The 23188-nt window shown below is 63.0% G+C and carries 10 protein-coding genes and 2 pseudogenes; 1 reads left to right on the top strand and 11 read right to left on the bottom strand.

All coding sequences use genetic code 11. From position 1 onward, the window contains the following. Nucleotides 1-5: 5 nt before the first annotated feature. Nucleotides 6-1166, bottom strand: coding sequence for an N-acetylmuramoyl-L-alanine amidase (locus NDY25_RS20555; protein WP_168957834.1), 1161 nt, complete (start codon nt 1164-1166; stop codon nt 6-8). Nucleotides 1167-1386: 220 nt separating this feature from the next. Between NDY25_RS20555 and NDY25_RS20550 the strand changes: the two genes are divergently transcribed. Continuing rightward, on the top strand, nt 1387-1611 hold the full coding sequence (locus tag NDY25_RS20550) for a hypothetical protein (RefSeq protein ID WP_168957835.1): 225 nt from the start codon (nt 1387-1389) through the stop codon (nt 1609-1611). A gap of 817 nt (nt 1612-2428) precedes the next feature. Here the strand turns inward: NDY25_RS20550 and NDY25_RS20540 are convergent. The 10 genes and pseudogenes from NDY25_RS20540 to NDY25_RS20495 all read right to left on the bottom strand — a co-directional run bounded on the left by NDY25_RS20540 (nt 2429) and on the right by NDY25_RS20495 (nt 23137). After that, a pseudogene (locus tag NDY25_RS20540) lies at nt 2429-3977 on the bottom strand (MASE1 domain-containing protein). Between the two features lie 384 nt (nt 3978-4361). Continuing rightward, on the bottom strand, nt 4362-5789 hold the full coding sequence (locus NDY25_RS20535) for a sugar porter family MFS transporter (protein WP_162498271.1): 1428 nt from the start codon (nt 5787-5789) through the stop codon (nt 4362-4364). Between the two features lie 85 nt (nt 5790-5874). Then, nucleotides 5875-7212 carry a xylose isomerase gene (gene xylA, locus NDY25_RS20530; RefSeq protein WP_168957837.1) on the bottom strand — a complete coding sequence of 446 codons (1338 nt, stop codon included), beginning with the start codon at nt 7210-7212 and terminating at the stop codon, nt 5875-5877. 48 nt (nt 7213-7260) lie between these two features. Further along, on the bottom strand, nt 7261-8754 hold the full coding sequence (gene xylB / locus NDY25_RS20525; RefSeq protein ID WP_168957838.1) for a xylulokinase: 1494 nt from the start codon (nt 8752-8754) through the stop codon (nt 7261-7263). Next, a complete protein-coding gene (locus tag NDY25_RS20520) occupies nt 8751-11132 on the bottom strand; it encodes a glycoside hydrolase family 95 protein (RefSeq protein WP_251754976.1) in 2382 nt (793 codons plus the stop codon). Before NDY25_RS20520 ends, xylB begins: the two co-directional genes overlap by 4 nt. A gap of 91 nt (nt 11133-11223) precedes the next feature. Beyond that, nucleotides 11224-14127: a TIM-barrel domain-containing protein gene (locus NDY25_RS20515; RefSeq protein ID WP_168957840.1), complete on the bottom strand. Its 2904-nt coding sequence runs from the start codon at nt 14125-14127 to the stop codon at nt 11224-11226. 124 nt (nt 14128-14251) lie between these two features. Further along, nucleotides 14252-15922, bottom strand: coding sequence for a GH35 family beta-galactosidase GalD (gene galD / locus NDY25_RS20510; protein ID WP_276082633.1), 1671 nt, complete (start codon nt 15920-15922; stop codon nt 14252-14254). A gap of 83 nt (nt 15923-16005) precedes the next feature. Next, entirely contained in the window at nt 16006-17922 is a 1917-nt protein-coding gene (locus tag NDY25_RS20505) for a sialate O-acetylesterase (RefSeq protein ID WP_168957842.1), read from the bottom strand. Nucleotides 17923-18028: 106 nt separating this feature from the next. Further along, complete coding sequence (locus tag NDY25_RS20500; protein ID WP_168957843.1) at nt 18029-20293, bottom strand: WD40/YVTN/BNR-like repeat-containing protein; 2265 nt, start codon at nt 20291-20293, stop codon at nt 18029-18031. 109 nt (nt 20294-20402) lie between these two features. Beyond that, nucleotides 20403-23137: pseudogene (locus NDY25_RS20495) on the bottom strand (TonB-dependent receptor). Between the last annotated feature and the right edge of the window lie 51 nt (nt 23138-23188).

Raw genomic sequence — 23188 nt, 5'->3', positions numbered from 1 at the left:
GCGCCTCAGGCGCGACCGGGAAATGCCTGAAAGTAATCGTCGATGCCGGCATGCAAGGTCTGCGCAAGTTCGTCCTGATGCGCATCGCCACACAGCCGCCGGCAATCGTCGCGATTGCTCATGAAGCCGGTTTCCACGAGCAGCGAGGGGATATCCGGCGACTTCAACACCGCAAAGCCGGCCTGCCCGACCTGGTTCTGATGCAGCCGTGTCACCTGCTGCAGACGGCCGAGCATCAAGCTGCCGAACTGCAGGCTGCTGGCGATGGTGCCGCTCAGCGACAGATCGGCCAGCACCTGCGACAACACCGGATTGCTCGGCACCCGCAAACGGCGCGCACTATCTCCCATGTCGTCGGCGGCGTTCTCGCTATCGGCGATCCAGCGCGCCAATGCGGAGCTGGCGCCGTTCTGCGACAGCGCGAACACCGAGGCACCGCGTGCTTCGCTGTTGGGCGCAGCATCGGCGTGAATGGAGACGAACAGATCGGCGTTGTGGCGATGGGCGATCAACACCCGCTCATGCAGCGGCACGAAGCGATCGTCGCTGCGGATCATCGTCGGCCGGTAACGCGGATCGGCCGCCAGACGCTGGTGCAGACGCCCCGCGACCGCCATGGCCACATGCTTCTCGTAGCGCGCATCGGCACTGACCGCGCCGGGATCCTTGCCGCCGTGGCCGGCGTCGATGGCGACCACGTAGGGGTGCAGGCGCGAACGTGTGGGCACCGCCGCTGCGACGGACGGATCGCTTCGACCGGCGGCGGACAACGACCCAGTGCCGGAAGACGCAGCAAGATCCAGCACCAGCGCATTGCCCTCCCACCGCGCAGTCGCTGCCAGCGGCTGCGCCAGATCGAGCACCACGCGCAATCCGTCCATCTGCGGACCGCTGCGAATCGCGACGACTGCGAGGCCGCCAGGCAATGGATCGATCCGCAGCGACTGGGTCGAGACGCCGGACAGGTCGATGACCAAGCGCTCAGGATCGGACAGATGAAAGCTGCGGTAGGCGACCTGCGCGCTCAATTCGAGTCGAAGCCGCAGTGCCTCATCGTGCTGTTGCACGCTACAGCTGCGCAGCGCCGGAAGCCCTTGCGCATAGCCCAGGCCCGGCGACAGCACCAGCGCCGCGCCGGCGGTCTGCAGCAACTGCCGCCGCTTCATGGCGCCCTTCCCGGACGATCGGTACAGCGGCGTCGCCACCTCCGGTGTGGTGACCGACTCGACTTGGAGCACATGCACAACGGCATTGAACACGACACGGGAGGCCAGGCTGAGCAATGGAGATGAAGTGTTATAAAGTAACACTCAAAGCGCAAAAGCAAGCCCGTGCTTGCTCACCTGCGTCTTCACGTTCATTTCCTCGCCTACCGGAGCCCGCCCAATGTCTGCCCCCCTTCCCGACAGCTACACCGCCTGGCGCCACTGCATCGAGGTCGACTGCGCACAGCCACTGATCGCTCCCTTCATCGCCGAGCGCCTGACCAGCCTGCGCAACTCCAACGATCACCACACCCAGCAATTCCTGCGTCGCTGGGGCCAGGCGCATCACCAGCACGTGATTGAGTGGTTCGAACGTGCTCGGATGGATCTAGGGCCGGAGCATTAATTCAATAACACCAAGGCCTTCAGAACGCCTTTGCACAGCCACACTTCTACCGAACTGAGCAATATCTCCGTCTGACGAGACAAGATGAGATTACACCTTGCGATGAGTCACTACTGCCCAATAAAACCGCAATGCAGCCGCGCACCTGGATCAGCGCCCCGCGCTTTATAAACATGTCAAATAAATGACTCTGAATACTCTTAGCGGACACTTCGGTGAATTAGCAATTTGAAGTAGCCTAGAGCAGTGCAAAAGCTTGTGCCAACTCACACGCGAAAACGCATCGAGGCAGCATCACTTTAGTCCAGTAATTTTTGCGACAAACACAACACCGAATAGCCGTATGGACGTACCGTAGGCGAGCCTGAATTGCAGGCAAAATCGCCCCTAGCAGGGGAAGGCGAAACCCATGGAAGTTAAAGCAAATACGTTGAAGGTTATGTGTGTCCTGGCCTGCGCTTTGATGGCAGGCCAAGTCTCGGCTCAAACTGGCGGATGCTGCGCAGGCGGTGTAGGCGCCCAAGCAACAACGGGATTGGGGGAACGTAGCCCTGCAGCTGCCAACCTCACCTTAGATCCCGCTTGGTCGATCTACGAGTTCCAACGTGACGGCGTGACATATCTGCAAATCAATGACGTCGCCGGGGAGTTAGAGCAGTGGTCGCACGCGTTGACAATGCGCTTTGGGTACTGCCGATGGGCAAGGATGCTGATCGCGTCACAGTACCGGCAGCTAATACAATTTGGGCAAATTCGTCGGCAACGTCTGCGACTGAGCTAGGACCTAACGCGCAAATGGTATACCAGACTGCACACTTTACCGTGCATGTCGAGCGGAAAGCCAACGCGGAACGCTGGAAGGTCTCTCCAACGCGGTAACAGCAGATGTCTCGGCCACGAGGAAGGTAAGTACTAACGCATGGCGGCGACGAAACAAGCCGCCATGCGACTTAAGCCGGGCCCGAAATTCATGTTCGTCCTCAGGGGATTCACGCCGCACGGAATCTACCAAAGAAGTATCGGCGAAAACTCTCATGACGATCCCTTGCCCCCTCTACCGCGCCAGACACGCGCATGTATGAAATGCTTATTGGACGCAGGCAAAAGTTCCAATGCGTTCAGTGTGCAGCGATAAGCCGCAAGCTGCAGTCCAAGCGAAAGCTGCTGACAATCCCCTGCAATAGACAGTCGAGCTTGGTGGAATTCAACCTCTCAAACGCAGCCGAACGCAGCGTTCGAAACAGGCCATGCGTTTCAATTTCCAATGGATATAAAGCCGCAACATATTCATGTAGAAGTTGCGACTCCAGAACGGCCACGCGTGTTATCTCCATTGCTGCCGCATGGTGACCACGCTCCCGAAGATCTGCCACGACCGATTTACGCATCCTATTCATCTGAACGTTGATATCGGAGTATTCCACAACCCGATCCCGCAATGTTCGCTCAGCCGCGAGATAACTAGCTTGAATGGCCTTTTGAGCATCCGCTTTAATTCGCCCGATAGTGTCAAATCGCTTCAACGGCCTGACGAACCGTACGCCAAAGACGAATAAAAAGGTACTGACAATTACATGGAAAATTTGAACTTCGAAAAGGCTCTGATTGTAATATCCAATTTCATACGTCTTTGGCAAGGTTATTGCCAAAGCGAAGTTTGCAAGCAGCGTCCCGAGAGCGGTCCCTGTCCACCCGTGACGACGCGTCAAGACAATCGCAGGCCCTATCAGCGCAGCCATCAGCATCTCTCGAAGTAATGGCTCCCGCGTGTAGCCGAGGATATAGAAAAGCACAAGAATGACGACAACCGACACTCCAAGATCTCGGGGCAGGTCTATGCGCGCTGGCTCTCGTTTTCGAGGTGACCACAACATAACCGGAAGCAAGAAAATCAATATCCCCAGATAGCTTCCCAACCAATAGCGAATAAGGAATTCCAGGACTTTGTCCGTGCTCGGCCCACCAAGGCTGGCATTAAGGACAATGCTCCACAATGAATTAAAAAACCCAATGGCAATCGCCAATGGAATTAAGAAAGGAGTCTGCTGAAGCAGCTTACTGGCATGATGGCGTGCCAACCAAATGACGAACGCGATCATGGGGGCATGAACAAGCGGACTTATGTATGCCCATGTCAGATCGTATCCCTGACGTTGCGAAAGTGGAACACGCAGCCAAAGCATTGCGGCCGCATCTCCTGCCAACAGGAATGGCCACTCGCGATAAGGTCTGAATAGCAAGGTTACAACACGCAAGCCGACAGGTAGGTACCACTGGTCGATGGAGCAATACCAAAGCGACAGGAATGCTAGGCAATAGCAAGCGCTAACCAGCGCGCCCCTAAAGATTTCCCTTACTACCGCCATACCACCGCTCCTTGGTTCCACGATTCGCCCTAGTCTGGAGGGAAACTGCCTGTTGGAGTATAGCGGTGGCGCACAATTTGCAAAAGAGCCAGTGTGCTTCCAGGCGGTTATCGCCGTGGAAGACGTGCATTGCACTTTGCTGGTGCGTTGGGCCACGCAGGAAACAAGCAGCCTCATACAGCACAGGCCAGAGCAACAGGCAGTCACGAGAAGGCGCATGCACCCAATCCAGCTCCACGATGACAGCCAGGTCATTGAGGCGCTTGCAGCGATGCAGGGCATGCGAGACATCGGCAAGACCTCAGACGGGATCATCAACGAACAAGGCCGCGCATTGCGCGGCCTTGTTCGTCTTCCATGCCGATATCGGCATAACAGACAGAATCAGCCTTCCATCTGCTCCAGCTCTTTGCCCTTGGTCTCGTAGACGTACTTGAGGACGAAGAACACCGAGATGAAGGCGGCGACGGTGTAGATGCCGTAGGCGCCGGCTAGACCAATGCTGCCGAGCAGGATCGGGAAGCTGACGGTGATGGCGAAGTTGGAGGTCCACTGCGCGGCACCGGCGATCGCCAGGCCCGAGCCGCGGATCTGGTTGGGGAACATCTCGCCCAGCATCACCCACATCACCGGGCCCCACGAGGCGTTGAAGAACACCACGTAGACGTTGGCGGCCACCAGCGCGAGCATGCCCATGGCATCGGACATGGCGAGCTTGCCGGTGGCATCCAGCGAGGCGGTGGCGAAGGCATAGGTCACCAGGGCCAGCGACACCGCCATACCGACCGAACCGATCCACAGCAGCGGCTTGCGGCCGATCTTGTCGACCAGCATCACCGTGACCAGGCAGGCGCCGATGCTGAGGCCACCGGAGAGCACGTTGATCAGCAGTGCATCCTGCTCGGAGAAGCCCACCGCCTGCCACAGCACCGCGCCGTAGTAGAACACCACGTTGATGCCGACCAGTTGCTGGAACACTGCCAGGCCCACGCCGATCCAGACGATGGAGCGGACCTTGCCGGTGGCCTTGTTGATCAGGTCGGAGAACTTGGGCTTGTGCTGGTCGGCCGACATGGACGCCGAGATTTCGGTCAGCTTGGTCTGGGCGGCGGCGTTGCCGTACAGCCGCTTGAGCACCACCAGCGCCTGCTCGCGACGGCCCTTCACCACCAGGTAGCGCGGGCTCTCCGGGATGACCAGCAGCAATAACAGGAACGCCAGCGAGGGAATCGCCTGCATCCAGAACATCCAGCGCCATGCGGCCTGCCCGCCCCACAGCGGCTCGGTGGAGGCACCGGCGGCGTTGGCCAGCAGGTAGTTGCTTAGGAACGCGCAGAACAGCCCGCTGATGATGGCGATCTGCTGCATGGTGGCGAGCCGGCCGCGATAGCGCGCGGAGGCGACCTCGGCGATGTAGGCCGGTGAGATGACGCTGGCCGCGCCCACCGCAAAGCCGCCCATCACGCGAGCGAAGATGAAAAAGCCGGAGCTGTGCGAGGCACCGGCGCCAATGGCCGAGAGCAGGAACAGCGCTGCAGAAATGATCAGGACCGCGCGGCGGCCCCAGCGGTCGGCCAGGCGGCCGGCAAAGAAGGCGCCGATGGCGCAACCCAGCAGCATCGAGGCGACTTCGAACCCGGTCTCGGCGGCACTGGAATTGAAGGTCTGCTTCAGGCCATCGACAGTGCCGTTGATCACGCCGCTATCGAAACCGAACAAAAATCCGCCGATCGTGGCTACGCAACTGATCAGGACGATAAAACGGGTGTTCTCACCGGCATCGGGGGCGCCGTTTACGGAGACACTGGACATGGATTCACCTGGAAGCATGCAAAGGAGCGGCCATGGGGGTGGCCGGCATCGGCCGGCGACGCAATGCGCCGCCGGCCACGGGACATCAACGCGTCAGATACTGATTGATCAGGTTCTCGTAGGCTTCCTGGCGGCCGCTGATCTGCTTTGGTTCATTGCCGGCCGCATGATTTGCCACATCCACCAGCGTGCTGGTGCCATCGGCGAATGCCGCACCGGCGCCGCTGTCGAAGCTGGCGTAACGCTCGGCGCGCCACTGCTCCAACGGCGAGGACGTCAGCAGCGCGTTGGCCACTTCCAGCCCGCGTGCGAACGCGTCCATGCCGCCGATGTGCGCCAGGAACAGATCCTGCGGATCGGACGATTCGCGCCGCACCTTGGCATCGAAATTCAAACCGCCCGGTGCCAGCCCGCCCTGCCGCAGCACCACCAGCATCGCGCCGACGGTGTCGTACAGGTCGGTCGGGAACTGGTCGGTATCCCAGCCATTCTGCGGATTGCCGCGGTTGGCGTCGATGCTGCCGAGCAGGCCGGCATCGGAGGCGACTTGCAGATCGTGCTCGAAGCTATGACCCGAGAGCGTGGCGTGGTTGGCTTCGATATTGAGCTTGAAATCCTGGTCCAGGCCGTGCTGGCGCAGGAAGCCGATCACTGTGGCGCTGTCGAAGTCGTACTGGTGCTTCATCGGCTCCATCGGCTTGGGTTCGATCAGGAAGTTGCCGGTGAACCCGATCGCACGCCCGTAGTCGCGTGCCAGGGTGAGGAAGCGCGCCATGTTGTCCTGCTCGCGCTTCATCTGCGTGTTGTGCAGGCAGGCATAGCCTTCGCGGCCGCCCCAGAACACGTAGTTCTCGCCGCCCAACTCGACGGTTGCATCGATCGCAGCTTTGACCTGCACCGCTGCACGCGCCACCACATTGAAGTCCGGATTGGTCGAGGCACCATTCATGTAGCGCGGGTGCGAGAACAGGTTCGCCGTGCCCCACAACAGCTTGACGCCGGTATCGGCCTGGCGCTGCTTGGCGATACCCACCATGTGCTTGAGGTTGCTTTCGTACTCATCGATGTCGTCGGCATCCGGCGACAGGTCGATGTCATGGAAGCAGTAGTACGGCACGCCGAGCTTGGTGAAGAATTCGAACGCGGCATCGGCCTTGGCTTCGGCGCGATTCAACGCGGTGTTGCCGATATCCCACGGGTACGCACGCGTGCCCGGGCCGAACGGATCGGCGCCGTTGCCGCAGAAGCTGTGCCAGTAGGCCACGGCAAAGCGCAGATGCTCGGCCATGGTCTTGTCGCCGATCTGCTTGTTGGCGTCGTAGACCTTGAAGGCCAGCGGGTTGTCAGAATCGCGGCCTTCGAAGCCGATCTTACCGATGCCGGGGAAATATTCTTTGGCGCCGATGTAGACGGTGTTGCTCATGGGGTGAGATGTCCTTGCTGCTGGGGGAGTTGTAAAGGGTGTTGTCGATCAGCCGGCGTAGAGCGGGCTGACGACCTGCAGGTGCTTGAGGAAGTTCTGGTAATGCTGCTGATACTGGGCCACGCGCTGCGGATCCGGGCGTGCCGATAGCGCCTCGTCGATCTGCAGATGCTCCAGCACCACATCCGACAAGGCGTCTGCACCGCCATCGTCGCGATCGCACGCCCACAACGCCTGCAGCGCGGCACCGAATGCGGCCCCCTCGGGCTGGGTCGGCACCACGACCTGCAGATTGAAGATATCGGCCACCATCTGCCGCCACTGCGCGCTCTTGCTGCCGCCGCCGGTGAGCAGGATGGTGTCGAACTGCAGGCCTGCGGCAACGAAGGCGTCGAAGCCGTTGCGCAGGCTGTAGGTCGCTCCTTCCATCGCGGCGCGATAGAAGTGCGCCGGCGTGGTGTTGTGCAACTCCATGCCGAACAGGCAGCCGCGTGCGGACGGCAGATTCGGGGTGCGCTCGCCGTTGAAGAACGGCAACAACACCAGGCCATCGGCGCCCGGTGTGGTGCTGGCGATCAGCGCTTCGGTCTGTTCGCGGGTGATGGAGAACATCTGCATCACCGCCTCGGTGGCGACGGTGCAGTTCATCGTGCAGATCAGCGGCAGCCAGCCGCCGCTGGACGAGCAGAACGCGGCCCAGCGTGCGTCGTCGTCCACCACCGGGTGATCGGCATACGCGAACAAGGTGCCGGAAGTACCCAGGCTCATGGTCAGGCGACCCGGCACGACATTGCCGGTGCCGATCGCGGCCATCATGTTGTCGCCACCGCCGGTGGTGACCCGCACGCCGGCGGGCAGATTCAGCGCCTCTGCAGCTGCGTCGGACAACGCATACACCGCGCCGGTTTCCACCAGCGGCGGCAATGCAGCGCGCAGATCACGCTGCGCATCGACCGCGCCGAGCATGCGCTCGGACCACTGCCGCGTACGCACATCCAGCCAGCCGGTGCCGGAGGCATCGCCCACTTCGGCAAAACGCTCGCCGGTGAGCCAGAAGTTCACGTAATCGTGCGGCAGCATCACCGTGGTCATCGCCGCGTACGCTTCGGGGCGATGCTTGCGCGTCCACGGCAATTTGGAGGCGGTATAGCCGGCCATGATCGGGTTGCCTGCGGTGGCCACACTGCCGGCCACGCCGCCCACCGCATCCATGATCTCGTCGCACTCCCGCGCGGTGCTGGTGTCGCACCACAGCTTCACCGGTGCGGTGACGCTGCCATCGGCGGCCACCGGCACAAAGCCATGCTGCTGGCCGGACACCGAGATGCCGCGCACCTGCGCACGCAGCTCGCCGTCGAGCTGCGCGAAGCAATGCACGATGCCGTCGATCCACCACTGCGCCTGCTGCTCGCGGGTGCCGTCGTCGCGGCTGATCAGTTCCATGGGTGCGGCGATGGTGGCCACCACGGCGCGCTCTTGCGGATCGTAGGCCACCAGCTTGACGCTCTGCGTGCCCACATCCAGTCCTATGTACAAGCTCATTGCGTCACCAATCGGTTGTTGTTGAGGCCGACCTGCTGGGTGCGACCGGCGCCCAGTTCCAGGTCCAGGGTCTGCCCTGCGTAAGACAGTTGATAGCGCCCGCCACGGTCGCTGTGTACGCGTGCCTGCTGCAGGCGACCGCCGTCCCATTCCAGGTCCACGCTGGCACCGCCGCGCACGCGCAAGCCGCGCACACTGCCGCGCGGCCAGGCACTGGGCAATGCGGGCAGCAAGAACACGCTGCCACCCCAACTTTGTAACAGCATCTCGGTGATGCCGGCGGTGCCGCCGAAGTTGCCATCGATCTGGAACGGCGGATGCGCGTCGAACAGATTCGGGTAGGTGCGCTCGGGCGAAATCAGCAATTGCAGGATGCGATACGCATGCTCGCCATCGGCCAGACGTGCCCACAGATTCAGGCGCCAGCCGATGCCCCAGCCGGTGGTGTTGTCGCCACGTGTTTCCAGCGTGCGCTTGGCTGCAGCGGCAAGCTCGGGCGTATCGCGCAAATTGATCTGGCTCGAAGGATGCAGGGCGTAAAGATGCGAGACGTGACGGTGATGGATCTCCGGCGCCTGCATATCCCAGTCCTGCTGCCATTCCTGCAACTGCCCTGCCTTGCCGATGCGGTTGGGCGGCAGTTGCTCGCGCAGCGTGCTCAGCTGTTGCGCAAAGGCGTCGTCGACCTTGAGCAGCTTGCTCATGGCGATGCATTGCGCGAACAGATCGCGCAGCAGTTGCGCGTCCATGGTGGGGCCGGCACACAGCGCAGCGTTGAACGGATGCTGGTTTTCCGGCGACATCGATGGATTGGTCACCATCGCACCGGTTTGCGGATCCTTGACCAACGTAGCGACGAAAAACTCCGCCGCGCCCTTGAACAAGGGATAGATCTTGCCCAGATAGGCGCGGTCGCGGCCGTAATCCCAGCGGTCCCACAGCTGTTGCAGCAGCCACGCGCCGCCCATCGGCCACAGGCTCCACTTGGCACCATCGATCGGCCCGGCCTGGCGCCACAGATCGGTGTTGTTGTGCACCACCCAACCGGGTGCGTCGTACATCGCGCGTGCGGTGTGCGCCCCGGTTTTGGCCAGATCGAACAACATGGATTCCAGCGGTTCGACGCATTCGTGCAGCGCGTTGGCCTCGCTGGGCCAGTAGTTCATCTCGGTGTTGATGTTGATGGTGTACTTGCTTTCCCACGGCGGCTGCATCAGGTCGTTCCAGATGCCCTGCAGATTGGCCGGCTGCGAACCGGGCCGCGAGCTGCAGATCAGCAGATAGCGGCCGAACTGGTGATACAGCGCCGCCATTGCCGGATCGTTGCCCTTGGCGAAGGCCAGCACGCGTTCGTCGGTGGGCAGCGCCGCTGCTTCGCTGGTGCCCAGGTCGATTGCCACGCGCCGGAAAAGCCGCTGATGATCGGCCAGATGCGCACGCAGCAATGCGGCGTAGTCCAGCTTGCCTGCTTTTTTCAAACTCGCTGCAGTCAGCGCGAGCGGGTCGCCATCGACGGCGTCGTAGCGTTGGTAGCTGGTGGCGGCAGTGAGCAGCAGCACCACTTCATCGGCGCCCTCGATGCGCAAGCGGTCGCGCAGATCGCTGACCGTGCCGCCCTTGATCTGCGGCAACACGCGCAACGCAAAGCGCAGCTTGCCGTCGATACCGGCGAAGCTGCCGTTGCGACCGCTGAACAGCAGGCTGCCCTGCTCCACCGTGACCTCCCCGGTCTGCGGGCTATCGATGCCCACGCGCAAGGAAATCGCACGGGGGCGATCGCACGACAGGCGCACCACGATGCACTGCGATTGCGCCGACACGAACACCTCGCGCCGGTGCACAGCGCCGCCGGAACGGAATGTGGTGGTGGCAACGCCGGTATCCAGATCGAGCTGACGGCGGTACTCGCTGATGCCGTCGGCACGGTCGAAATCCAGCAGCAGATCGCCCAGCGGTTGATATGGCATCTGCTTGAGCGGACGCGAGAGCAACTTGGCGTCGGCCAGTGCTTCGGCTTCGGCATAACGCCCGGCAAAGATCAGCGCACGCACCTGTGGCAACGCCGCCAGCGCCTCGGGGCTGGTGGCGTCGTACGGGCCGCCTGCGTACAACGTGTCTTCGTTGAGTTGCAGGCGCTCGTGGGCAATGCCGCCCCACACCATCGCGCCCAGCCGGCCGTTGCCGACCGGCAAGGCCTGTACCCATTCGTTGGCCGGTTCGCGATACCAGAGCTGCAAGGCATCGCCCGCAGCGGCGGCAGGCAGCGATTGCTTGCCGGCTGCCTTGGCAGGCGCAGCAACAGCGGAAGCCGCCGGCGCAGCACCCAGCACCGCGAGTGCGGCACCGGTTGCCTTGCAGACTTCCCTGCGGGTCAGCACGTGCACCACCGTGCTGCATGACCGGACCTGCACGCCCGAGCCTTGCGGCGATCCGGCATCTGCGCACTCACTGACTGACAACAACCTGCGATCATCGACGACGCGCTTTGCCGGACGCAATCTTGCGCTGCAACACGCTGACCGGCCTGCCGTCGTACTGGATGCTGGCGTCGGTCTTGGGCGCGAGCGCACCGGCATCCTCGCGCGGGCCGTCGACGAAGCGTACGTTGACGGTGCGCTTGGCCTGCATGCCGGTCCAGCTGCCTTCGCGCTTGCCGATGCTCAGCTCGCCCTTGGCCTGGTTCCAGCTCAGCGGAATGCGGCTGAACTCGCCCTTTTCGTAGCCGTAGCCCTTGCCGTCGTCCTCATACAGCGAGAACTGGCCGTCGGCGCCGGTGTAGACCACCACGGTGAGCGGTGCGTCTGGCGTCTGGTCCACGTATTCCTGCACCGGGCCGGTGGGCACGATGGAACCGGCACGCACGAACAACGGCATGCGCTCGATCGGCGCGGCCGCTTCGATGCTCTGGCCACCTTCGTAGCGCTTGCCGGTGGCGAAATCCAGCCAGCTAGTGCCCGCCGGCAAATACACCTGACGGGAGGTGGCGCCGAAGCGGGTCACCGGAGCGACCAGGAAGGCAGGCCCGAACAGGTACTGGTCGTTGATGTCGCGAACCTTGGGGTCGTTCGGGAAGTCCATCATCATGCCGCGCATGATCACGCCGTCGCGCTGATAGGTGTCGCCGGCCAGGCTGTAGATGTACGGCAGCAACGCGTAACGCAGCCGGTTGTAGTAGGCCATGCTGTCGTAGAACGGCGTGCCTTCCGGGGCGATGTTCCAGATTTCGCGGTACGGGAACTGGCCGTGCGAGCGGAAGATCGGCACGAACGCGCCGAACTGGAACCAGCGGGTATTGAGCTCGCGCCATTCCGGCAGATGCGCCGGGTCCTGGTTTTCGTAGCGCTTCTCCACCGCAAAACCGCCGATGTCGAAGGTCCAGTTGGGCAGGCCCGACAGCGCCATGTTGACGCCCGCGGAAATCTGGTCGTGCATGTCATTCCAGCGCGAGACGATGTCGCCGCTCCACACTGCCACCGCGTTGCGCTGGGTGCCGGCATAACCCTTGCGCGACAGGATGAACACCCGCTTGTCGTCGGCCGCACGGTCGCCCACGTACACGCCATGTGTGTGCGGCAGCGGATACGAGTTGAAGAACTCGGTGGACGGGCCCAGCGCGGTCGGCGTGGTGCGTGCCTTGCGCTCGCCGATGTCCAGGTTGGAATGCACGTCCGGCTCGTCGGCGTCCATCCACCATGCATCGAAGCCCTTGCTGTTGAGCTTTTCGTTGACCTGGCGCCAGTAGATGGCTTGTGCCTTCTCCGAGTACGGGTCGTAGAACGAGTTCTTGTAGCCCTTGGCGATCCAGTCCAGCTCACCCACTTCGACATTGCGCTTGTACATGAAACCGGCAGCGTCCAGTTCCTTGTAATTGGCGGTGGTGGGATAGAACTTGGGCCAGATCGAAATCATGATCTGTGCGTGCATGTCGTGCACGGACTTGACCATGCCGTCCGGATCCGGGAAGTGCTGGGGGTCGAAATCGTGCGAACCCCAGGCGTTTTCCGGCCAGTACGACCAATCCAGCACGATGTTGTCCAGCGACAGCTTGCGCTTGCGGTATTCGGCCAGCACGCCCACCAACTCATCCTGGCTCTTGTAACGCTCCCGGCTTTGCCAGAAGCCATAGGCCCACTTGGGCAGCATCACCGACTTGCCGGTGAGTTCGCGATAACCGGCAACGGCCTGGTCGTAGGAATCGGCAGAGACGAAGTAGTAGTCGATCATCTGCCCGGCTTCGGACCACAGCGACAAATCCTTGGCTTCGGTCGCCGGCAGCGGGTCGCGATGCAGCAGCGCGATGTAGCTGGGGTCGATCAGGTCCCATTCGACCTTGACGGTGTGGCGCTTGCCCGGCTCCAGCTCCAGCTTGAACTCGTGATTCCACGGGTTCCAGTTCTGGCGCCAGCGATCGATGATCAGCTTGCCGTCCACGTACAACTTGGCGTATTCGCTCGAATACAGCGAGAAGGTGTGCTCGCCACCGGTGAGCGCTTCGATCTCGCCCTCCCAGGTGACCTGCATGCGGCTGTCCTTGTCCTTGGTGATTGCCTTCTTGGGGAACTTGGTCAGGTCGCTGAGGTACTGGTAGTTCACCTCGCTCTCGCGACGTTCGACGATCTGCTTGCCGTTGATCGCATAGCGCGCGGTCAATGCGCCGGCCTTGCCCTTGGCGTCGTACAACTTGAGCGTCTTGGGCAGCGGCTGCAGGCCGCGCGGGTCACCCAGGCGGCTGATCGAGTTGTTGTCCCACAGCAGGCCGTAGTTGCGGCTGGAGACCAGGTACGGCACCGCCATGTCGATGTTGTTCTGCTGCAGCTCGACGTTGCGGCCCTTCTGATTCATCCAGCCCTGCTGATGCTGGCCGAAGCCGTACAGCGCCTCGTCGTCGGGCGACTGGAAGCGCTGGCGCACGCTCAGGTACTGCTTGCCTTCCACTTTCAGCGGGGCAAAGCTGCGCCCGCCGGCCACTTCCGACAACACCGGCTTGCCGTTGGCATCGGCGAAGCTGACATGGCCATCGACGGTGGACACCGTCGCGGTGACCTTGCCGGTCTTCAACTGCACGCTATCGCCCTGCTCGGCCAGCTGGAACTTGCTGTCGCCCTGCACCGGCACGCGCATCAGGCTGGGGCTGCGTGCGAAGTCGCCATCCGGATCGGCACTGACGCGGATGATGCCGGCATCGACCACCTGCAGACGCACCGGTGCGGCGCCCTTGGCGCTCGGCACCACGGTGACGCCATCGGCGGCCTTGCGCACTTCCTGCGCGTGCGCGGCATTGGCCAGCAAGGCCAGCGACAGCGCCAGGCAGTGCGCGAGCGGTGTACGTCGGGTGGCAGGCGCATGGCCGGCGGAACGATTGGTGGTTTGCATGTTCACTCCCTTGGAATTACGAAGCGGTGCCGCGGGGGCGGCAACGCATGGGTTCGATGGATTCGACGTGGCTGACAGCGTGCTGCGCAGAGCGCCGATTGCGCAGCAACGCTGGTCGCCGCGCTTAGTTGTAGGTGGCCAGCTTGATCTTCAGCAGCTGCGGCGCGCTGGAAAAATTGACGCCGTAATCGGTCTGGTCGCCGTTCCAGTTGCGCTGGAACTTCCAGTCGCTGCCTTCGTACACGCCTTCCTCGACGCGGTCGTAGAGCATGTTGGCGGTGGCTTCGCTGGCCGGATGCAGGGTCACGCGCACGTGGTAACCGGTGACCAGGAATTCGTCCGGGCCGAGCTCGGCGATCAAGGCCGCGCCGATCGGCTCGGGGTTGCCCGGCGGCTCGCCCTTGAACCAGAACTGCGGCACGCCATAGGTGATGGTGGCGCTCCAACGGTCGTTGAGCTTGAGCTCCTGCACCGCCTGGCCGGGTTCTTCGGCGGTGCCGTGCAACTTGCCTTCGGAGGCGGCCTTGGCGAACGGACGCATACCGCGCTTGACCAGATCGAAACCCAGCGCGAATGGCGCCAAGGTTTCTTCGTTGACGTGCTTGGCGCCCAACGGATAGTTGGAATAACGCGTGTAGTCCATGCCGAACGCCGACCAGCCGATGCCGTCGTGGCCCAGCGTGGGGAACAGATAACGCGCGTATTCGGGGCGGTTGCCGGTTTCGGCAACGAACAAGGCGTTATCCGGACGCGCGTAGCGCTCCAACACCGTGGTGTACATGCGGTACTCGGGCATGTAGATGTCCGGCGCCAGCAAGTCGATATGCGGACCGGCGGCCTTCCACACATCCAGCACGTTGTCGGTGGGGCCGCCGCTGGCGTATTGACCGGGCTGGCCGGGATTGAACGGGCCACGCAGTGCGGCGTTGACGTACATCGGCAGCGGGTACTCGGCCTTGCCGGCCTCGGCCACCTGGTCGATGTAGCGACCGATCGACCAGGCATGGAAGACTTCGTCGGCATCGGCACCGAACACCTGCGCCCAGCTGCCCGGCTGCTTGTTCAAGCGCTTGAGCAGTTCGTCCGACACCGGACCGTCGAACAGCTTCTGCGCCATCGGCGAAAAGTCGCGCACGCTGCCGTAGGTGCCCGGCTCGTTTTCCGGCTGGATCATGATCACGGTGTGCTGCGGATCGACTTGCTTGAGATGTTGCATGAAGGCAACAAAGGCCTTGCGGTCGGCATCCAGCGTGGCCTGCGCATGCGGCGACAGCGACCCGATCGCCTTGCCTTCGCGCGTCACCACGCGCGGGAAGCGCTGGTTGTCGGTCTTGACCCAGTGCGGCGCGTACGCCGGGCCGTTGTTCTTCCAGGTCGCAAACCACAGCAGCACCAGCCGCACCTTGTGCTCGCGCGCTTGCGTCAGCAACGTATCGACGAAGGAGAAATCGAACTTGCCTTCTTCCGGCTCGACCTGCTCCCAGGCGATCGGCACCTGCACGGTGTTGGGGCCCAGCACCTGCATCGCCGGCCACACCTTGTCCATCACCCCGGGATAGTTGCTGGAATTGTTGACCTGCGCGCCCAGGATCAGGAACGGCGCGCCATCGACCATCAACGCATGCTTGCCGTCCTTGCTAACGAACTGCGGCATCGGTGTCTGCGCAGCCGGCGCCGCCGCAGTGGCAGGGGTGGTCGCTGCGGGGCTCGCAGCGGGTGCAACTGCAGCAGGTTTGGCGGCGTCACTTTGCTCACCGGATTGGCACGCAGCCAAGGCCAGCGCCAGCGCGGACAGCAGCAGCGGACGCAGGCAACGGCGTGCAGTGGAAGGAGCGATCACACGTGCAACGGGGGAATGCATGGACATAAGACTCCGTGTCACCAGGTATCGGTGCGGAAGGGGGAAACGGGAAGGTGTTCGCGATTGACCAGGTTGGCGTCGTCCGGATTTTCGCTCCAGCCGTAGCGCACGGCGACCGGCGCAGACACCTCGTCGCTGCGGACGATCACGCGATCGCCATCGAGTTGCGCAGTGGCCGGATGGAACTGCTTGTCGGCGCCGGCAACCCGGAAGCCTTGCACTTGGCCACCGCCACGCACCTGCAACGCACTGCCTTGCAGATCGAAACTCAGCACTGCCTGGCCATCGGCGAAGCTTGCGCGCTTGAACACCGGCGCGCTGTACACCAGCGTTTCGCCATAAGCCACATGCCGCGCCGCAAGCGCCAGACGATGGCCGACATCGCGCTTGTTGGTGGGATGGATATCGGTGGGGTTGCCGATATCGATGATCACCGCCTGCCCGGTTGATGGCAGCGCCAGCGTCTTGGATTGCGACTCGCGCAACAGCGCCCACGGGCTCAACTCGCCCTTGTCGCCACCGGCCTTGAAGTTGGCCAGCTGCACCCACAGAAACGGCAGCTGTTTCGCACCGCGTTCGGCGCGCCATCGCTGGATCATCGCCGCGAACTGCTCGCGATATTTCACCGCGCCGGTGTCGCTGGCATTGGTTTCGCCCTGGTACCAGATCACGCCCTTGAGCGGGAACGGCTGCAGCGGATGGATCATCTGGTTGTACAGCAGCGTGGGCAGCTGATTCTTGTTGTCGGCCAGCGACACGCGCACGGCGGCGGGGCGGAACTTCCAGCCGCTCAAGGCGCGCATGGCGCCGGCGGTGGTCTGCACAAAGCGCTGCTCGTCCGGGCCATGCATGCCGCCGCCACCGCTGAGATCTTCCACCCGCACGGCGATGTGGTTGACGCCTGCATGCAGTGCAGAAGGCGGCACGGTGTAGACGCGCGGCAGGTTCCACTGCTTGGTGGTCTCACCAACCTTGGCGCCGTTGACATAGGTGATATCGGAGTCATCGATCTGACCCACGCCCAGCGCAATACCGGCCTTGGCCTCGGCAGCGCTCAAAGTAACCGTGGTGCGGTACCAAGCGATGCCATCCATGCCGTCATAGCCGCTGAGTTCCCATTGCTGGGTGGTCGGGATGCTGTCCCAGTCGCTGTCGTCGTACGTCGGTTCGCGCCACTGCGGCGTGTCGCCGTCCACCTTGGGCCAGCGCGCGATGCGCTTGCCGGTGGCGGCCTGCGCGGCGGCATCGCGTTGCTTGATCGCCGCGATCGCGCCCTGATTCTGCTCGGCGTTCAAGCCCAGCGAGGCCGCATCCATCCACGCCTCGATCGCACTGCCGCCCCAGGTGCTGTTGACGATGCCGATCGGCACGCCGGTGCTGGCACGCAGCTCCTTGGCGAAGAAATATCCGACCGCGCTGAACTCGCCGGCATTCTCCGGCGTGGCGGCCTTCCAGTCGCCGCCGGTCAGGTGCGCTTCCGGCTGCACCGACCACGACTTGGGCACCTTGAAGTGGCGCAGTTGCGGGTCGTTGGCAGCAGCTACCGCTTGCGCGCCATCGCTGGCCTGCGCCAATGGCCACTCCATATTCGATTGGCCGCTGGCCAGCCACACGTCGCCGACCAACACGTCACGTACCTGCAACTCCCCGCCGTCGCCCTGCACGCTCAACACATAAGGGCCACCGGCGGTGTGCGCGGGCAGACTGACCTTCCACTGCCCTTTCGCATCGGCCTTGGCAGTGGCGCGTTTGCCGTCGAAGCCGACCGTGATGGTGGCGTTCGGCGATGCCCAACCCCACACCGGCATCGGCTGGTCGCGCTGCAACACTGCGCCATCGGCAAACAACAACGGCAAGGTAGGTTGTGCCAACGCGGCGGGGCTGATCAGCAGCAGGCCCAGCAGGCGGCCGCGGGCAATGAGAGAAGCGGTCATGCAGTGATCTCCAGGGTCGGCGCGGCCACGCGGCGCGCAACAATGCGACGGCACGCGCCGCCATTCACGATAAGACAGCGCGATGACGCGCGCAGGCACGCAGCGCTCATCGTGGATCTCCGTAGAAGATGCCGCGCCCACCGGTGGCGAAATACACCCGCCCGGGAATGCGCGGGTCGCCGGTGACGCTATACGGCTTGCCGAAACGGTGGGCATCGTCGTTGATGCGCAGCCAGTGCGCGCCTTCATCGTCTGAGCGGAACACGCCGTCCACACCATGCACGCGGCCGGCCAGATACAGCGCCGGCGGTGCGCCCTCGCGCAGTGCCTTGCCGATGCCCAACGAACGCGCCTGGTCGGGCGTGGACAAGGTTTGCAAACGACCGTCCTGCCAGCGCATCACGCCAAGCGTGGGGCTGGCCAGATACACCACGCCCGCACGCCACGGATCGGGGCGCAGTTGCGGACGCGCACGCTCATCGCGCGCCGGGCTGCCGACCTGCGCAGCGGTGTCGCGAAAGTTCGCTGCGCCATCGCGGCTTTCGAACAAACGCCCGCTCGCGGTATCCACCGCATACCAGCGCCGCGCATCGACGCGATCGGCCACCGCCACCGCAGTGTCGGGTAGCCCTTGCACACGTTGCCACTGCTTGCCGAAATCGGCTGTGCGCCACACGCCACCTTTCTCCGGTGCCCATACAACGTGGGATGCGTCGGCAGAAATGGCGATGTTGCCGGCGCCCTGCCCCGCTGGCGGCTCGCTGGCAAACGCTGTCCACTGCGCGCCACCATCGCGCGAGTAGAGCGCGCGGATTTCATTGTTGCGGCGATTGCGCACGGTGCCGCTGCGCACCACCCACTGCGCGGCCTGCCCGGCGGCATCGATACTTTCGCCATTGGTCAGGCGCGGGCCGGCGTACTGCAATTGCGCACGGTCCAGATCGTCATGCCGAAAGCCATCGATATCGCCCAGCGCGCTGAGCAAGTGCGCGCCCTGCATCGGGCTGAGCAGATCCAGCGGCACAGTTTCTTCCAGCCCACGGTCCTGAAACCACCACTGCAACGGACGCTGATGCTTGGCGAAATCCTGCAGATTGCGCGAGGCCCAGATGCCGTAGCCGGTAACGAACAGCGCGTGATTGCTGTCGAACGGATCGATCGCCAAGGCGCCCATCCAGTGCGGCGACGCCTGCGCGGTCCACGGCGCGGCGCTGTGATCGAACTGCGAGGCGGCCAACAATGGCGTCCAGCTGCGACCGCCATCGACGCTGCGGAACAATTCATCGCGCGGTGAGCGGCGGAACGTGCTGGCCAAGAGCACCTGCGGCTGTTGCGGATCCACCGCCACCGCGCCCCAACCGAAGCCATCGCCAGTGGCCGGCTGCGCGATCGGGCTGATCTCGCTCCAGCGCGCCTGCGACCCCGCCTGCGCCGGGGTGTATTTCCATAGCGCGCCACCGGCCATCAGATCCGGGCCGGGTTGATCGCCGTAGCTCAGATACCACTGCCCATCGCTGCCACCGGCCATATGACTGGGACGCAAGCCCTTGGGTTGCCCAGCCACTGCCGACCAGCTGCGACCCGCATCTTCGGAGACATACAGGCTGGTCTGCGCAGTAGACACACCCACATAGATCCGCGGCGTGGGCACACCAGCGCTGCCGCTGGCGGCATCGAACATGACAAAGGCGATGCCCACCGCCTGCTCGCGTCCAACATGATTACGCGCAGTGGAACCCGCCAGTGCCTCGGCAGGAAACCCCTCCACACGCGCCCAGTGCGCGCCGCGATCGGTGCTGCGCCACAGACCCGCATCGCGCGAACCGAGCAACAGCACGCGGCCATCGTGCGGGTCCACTGCCAGCCGTTCGCCATTGGAACGACCCAGCTGGTTGCCGCCCAGTTTGAACGGCAACTCGGCACGCTCGAAGCTGCGCCCGCGATCGAACGAGCGCAGCACCGCCGCATTGCCGGCGCGCTCGTGCATATAGGTGCCCGCGGCCAGATACAGCGCCTTCGGGTCGGCAGGATCGACCGCGAATGCGTCGATCCCCATCAGATTCCAGTCCTCGGCTCCCAACCAGTCGGTCAGTGCGATCCACTGCTGCGCACGCGCATCCCAACGGTAGGCGCCACCGACATCGGTGCGCGCATACGCAAGATCGCGCTCTGCGGGATGAAACAGCACACCGGTGACAAAACCGCCACCGCCAATGGCGACGCTGCGCCATTGGTAAGGCCCCTGCGCACCGGAATCGGCGGCATGTAGCCGAAAGACAGACGCCAACAGCAGCAACGCCCAAAGACCGGCCTGCCACGCTTGCGTACGAAGACGACGGCGCTCAGTAGGCGGATCGATCATGACGATCATTCCTCCGGCTCCCTTTGCGGTCGATGATGGCCACCGACTGGAAAAACACCGGTCCAACGAGCTGCCTGCACAGCTCGCCGGACCGGAGACGCACTTCCTACGGCACGTTCTACAGGCTGGCCCGCAAGGTCAGGCCATACCGACGATCGTTGATCACGAAGTCGCGGTAGCGCGACTCGGAACCCAGATAGCTTTCGCGCCGGGTATCGAGCAGATTCACGCCATCGAGCGAGATCGACCACACATCATTGATGTTGAAACGCAGCGAGGCATCCAGCTGGCCGAAGCCCTTGTTGTAGACCGGCAGATTTTCAGTGCCGTTGCCTGCGGTGGTCACCAGCCAGTCGCTGCGCCAGTTGTAGGCCACACGGCCCTGGAAGCGCGTCGTTTCGTAGCTGAGGATCGCGTTGTAGCTGTTCTTGGACAACCCTTCCAGCGGCACGGTGAGTGCCTGGCCGTTGGTGTCGGTCGCAGTGGGGCTCGGCGCCTCGCTGTCGACATAGGTGTAGTTGGTCTGCAGGCCGAAGCCGCTCAACCAGCCCGGCAGGAAGTCGAAGAACTGCGTATAGCCCAGTTCCGCACCGCGGATCTTGCCGGCATCGCCGTTGACCGGACGGGTGATCTGCGCAGGCTGGCCATCGTAGATCTCATTGAAGACGGCATTTGCAATAAAGCCCTCTACTTTTTTGTAGAAAAGCGTGCCGTACATCATCGAGCCCTGGCCGAAGTACCACTCCAGCGCAGTGTCGAATTGATCAGCCTTCACCGGCTCCAATTCCGGATTACCTGCATTGCCCACCAAGGTGGAGCCGCCTGCGCCAGAGTTGGTGCCCAGGCTCAAATTTGGATTAAGGCGATCAAAAGTCGGGCGTGAGATACCGCGCGAGGCGGCAAAACGCCATTGCAACTGGTCGCTCAGCATCCAACGCAAGTTCAGGCTCGGTAGCACGTCCGTATAGGTCTGCTGCGCATCTACTGGAATCAGGCCGCCGCCCTCGCTATCGGTGCCGGTGCGTACACCAGTTGAACCGACCTCGGTGCGCACGACACGCACGCCGATGTTGCCATCAAACGGAATTGAGTCGCTGTCCACACCGAAGCGCAATACACCGTAGGCCGCGTAGGTCTTCTCGGTCTGAGCGTTAATATTGTTGGGTGCGAATACAAGCGGACTGGCGCCGAAGGTGGCAAGAGTCTGCTCGTAGTTGGACACTGCCGAATTGGCTGCGGTCAACGTACGTCCAAAGGTGCTGCTTTCACCACGGAAAAATCGGTAATTGGATTGGTCACGATACCAATGTTGGGAAACGCCGCGAATGGCGAGTCGGTCGCAGCACCGCATGCGGTGTTCAAACACATAAAGCGATAGATATTGCCCTTGGTCTCGGCATCGCGATCGGTGTAGCGCACACCGGCCTTGAAGCTGCGCACGAAGTCGCTGTCGAACGCCAGGTCCATGTCGGCGCGCCAGGCGAACTCAGTGCCCTTGTTGTCGTCCTTGTTGTCCAGGTGGTAGCGCCAGCCGTCATAGTTGTTGACGTCGGCAAGGTAGCCTTCAGCGCCGCTAGCATCGGTCACCGACAGGCGCGGCAGATCGCCACGGAAATCGACGTTGAACTGCGGGCTGGTGTCCTGCCCGGTCGCCACGATGTAGCGCGTGCCGGTGGTGGTGGCATCGACATACTGGAAGTCGGTGCTCAGGGTCAGCTTCTCGTTGACCGTCCACTTGGCGCCCAACGAGTAATCGGTGGTCACCGAATGACGCTCGGTCAGGCTGGTGTTGGATTCGGTCGGTACGTTCTGGAACGAGCCGTTGACGAACTCGTTGCGGTCGTTGACCTGGATACCGGGCAACCCTTGTATGGGATTTTGCTGCGTCAGTGCGAAGAACGAATAATCCTGCCAGCGGAAATCGTATTCCGAACGCAGCACCTGCGTATAGACCTCGACCGAATCGTTCGGACGCCACTGCATCGCAAACGCGCCGGTCTTGCGCTCGCGCTCACCGACGGTGGTGTTGATGCCGGCGCCGTGCGGCACCGACACTTCCTGGCCTTCGTAGCCCGGCAGATCGGTCTGCGTGTACCACGGCTCGATCGAGATGGTGTCCTGACGGAACGGGCTCTTCTGCTGCGAATAATTCACCAGCAGGCCGATTTCGCCGATACCGGTCTGCCAGCGATCGCTGAACAGGCCCGAGAACGCCGGCTTGCCGTCGTCGGCCAGGTCGTAATGGTTGTACTGGACGCTGCCGGCGATCTTGCGGCCTTCATAGTCGAACGGCAGGCGCGTGCGCAGATCCACGGTGCCGCCCAGGCCACCTTCGATCATGTCGGCCGAAGGATTCTTGTAGACGTTGACACCGCCCAGCAGTTCGGCAGAGACGTCTTCGAAGCTCAGGCCACGGCCGTCGTTGGCAGTGAAAATGTCGCGGCCATTGAGTTCGGTACGCACCTGGGTCAGGCCGCGAATGGCGATCGAGCTACCTTCGCCGTAATTGCGGGTGATCTGGATGCCGGAGATGCGCTGCAGCGCCTCGGCGACGTTGTTGTCGGGCAGCTTGCCGATGTCTTCGGCAACGATCGAATCGACGATCTGCTCGGCGTTCTGCTTGACCAGCTGCGCCTTGGTGACGCTGCTGCGGGTGCCGGTGACCTGCACGGTGTCGAGCTGCTGGGTGGTCGGGTCCTGCGCTGGAGCAGCAGTGGTGGTCGCGTCTTGCGCATAGGCCTGCGCGCTCAGCAGCGTGGCCACACTGATGGCCATCACGGAGCGGCGGAAATCACGGATCGAACGCTGACCCACAGTCCGGCCTGCCGGAATGTGGCGATGTTGCACTGACATGGTGCTCCCTCCCAGGACGCATGTACTGCTAATTTTTAGCGGGTCGGTGCG

Source organism: Xanthomonas hortorum pv. pelargonii, from assembly GCF_024499015.1.
In the GTDB taxonomy this organism is placed as follows: domain Bacteria; phylum Pseudomonadota; class Gammaproteobacteria; order Xanthomonadales; family Xanthomonadaceae; genus Xanthomonas; species Xanthomonas hortorum_B.
The sequence above is the reverse complement of the archived record's forward strand: the minus strand, read 5'-3'. Positions and strand labels throughout refer to the sequence as shown.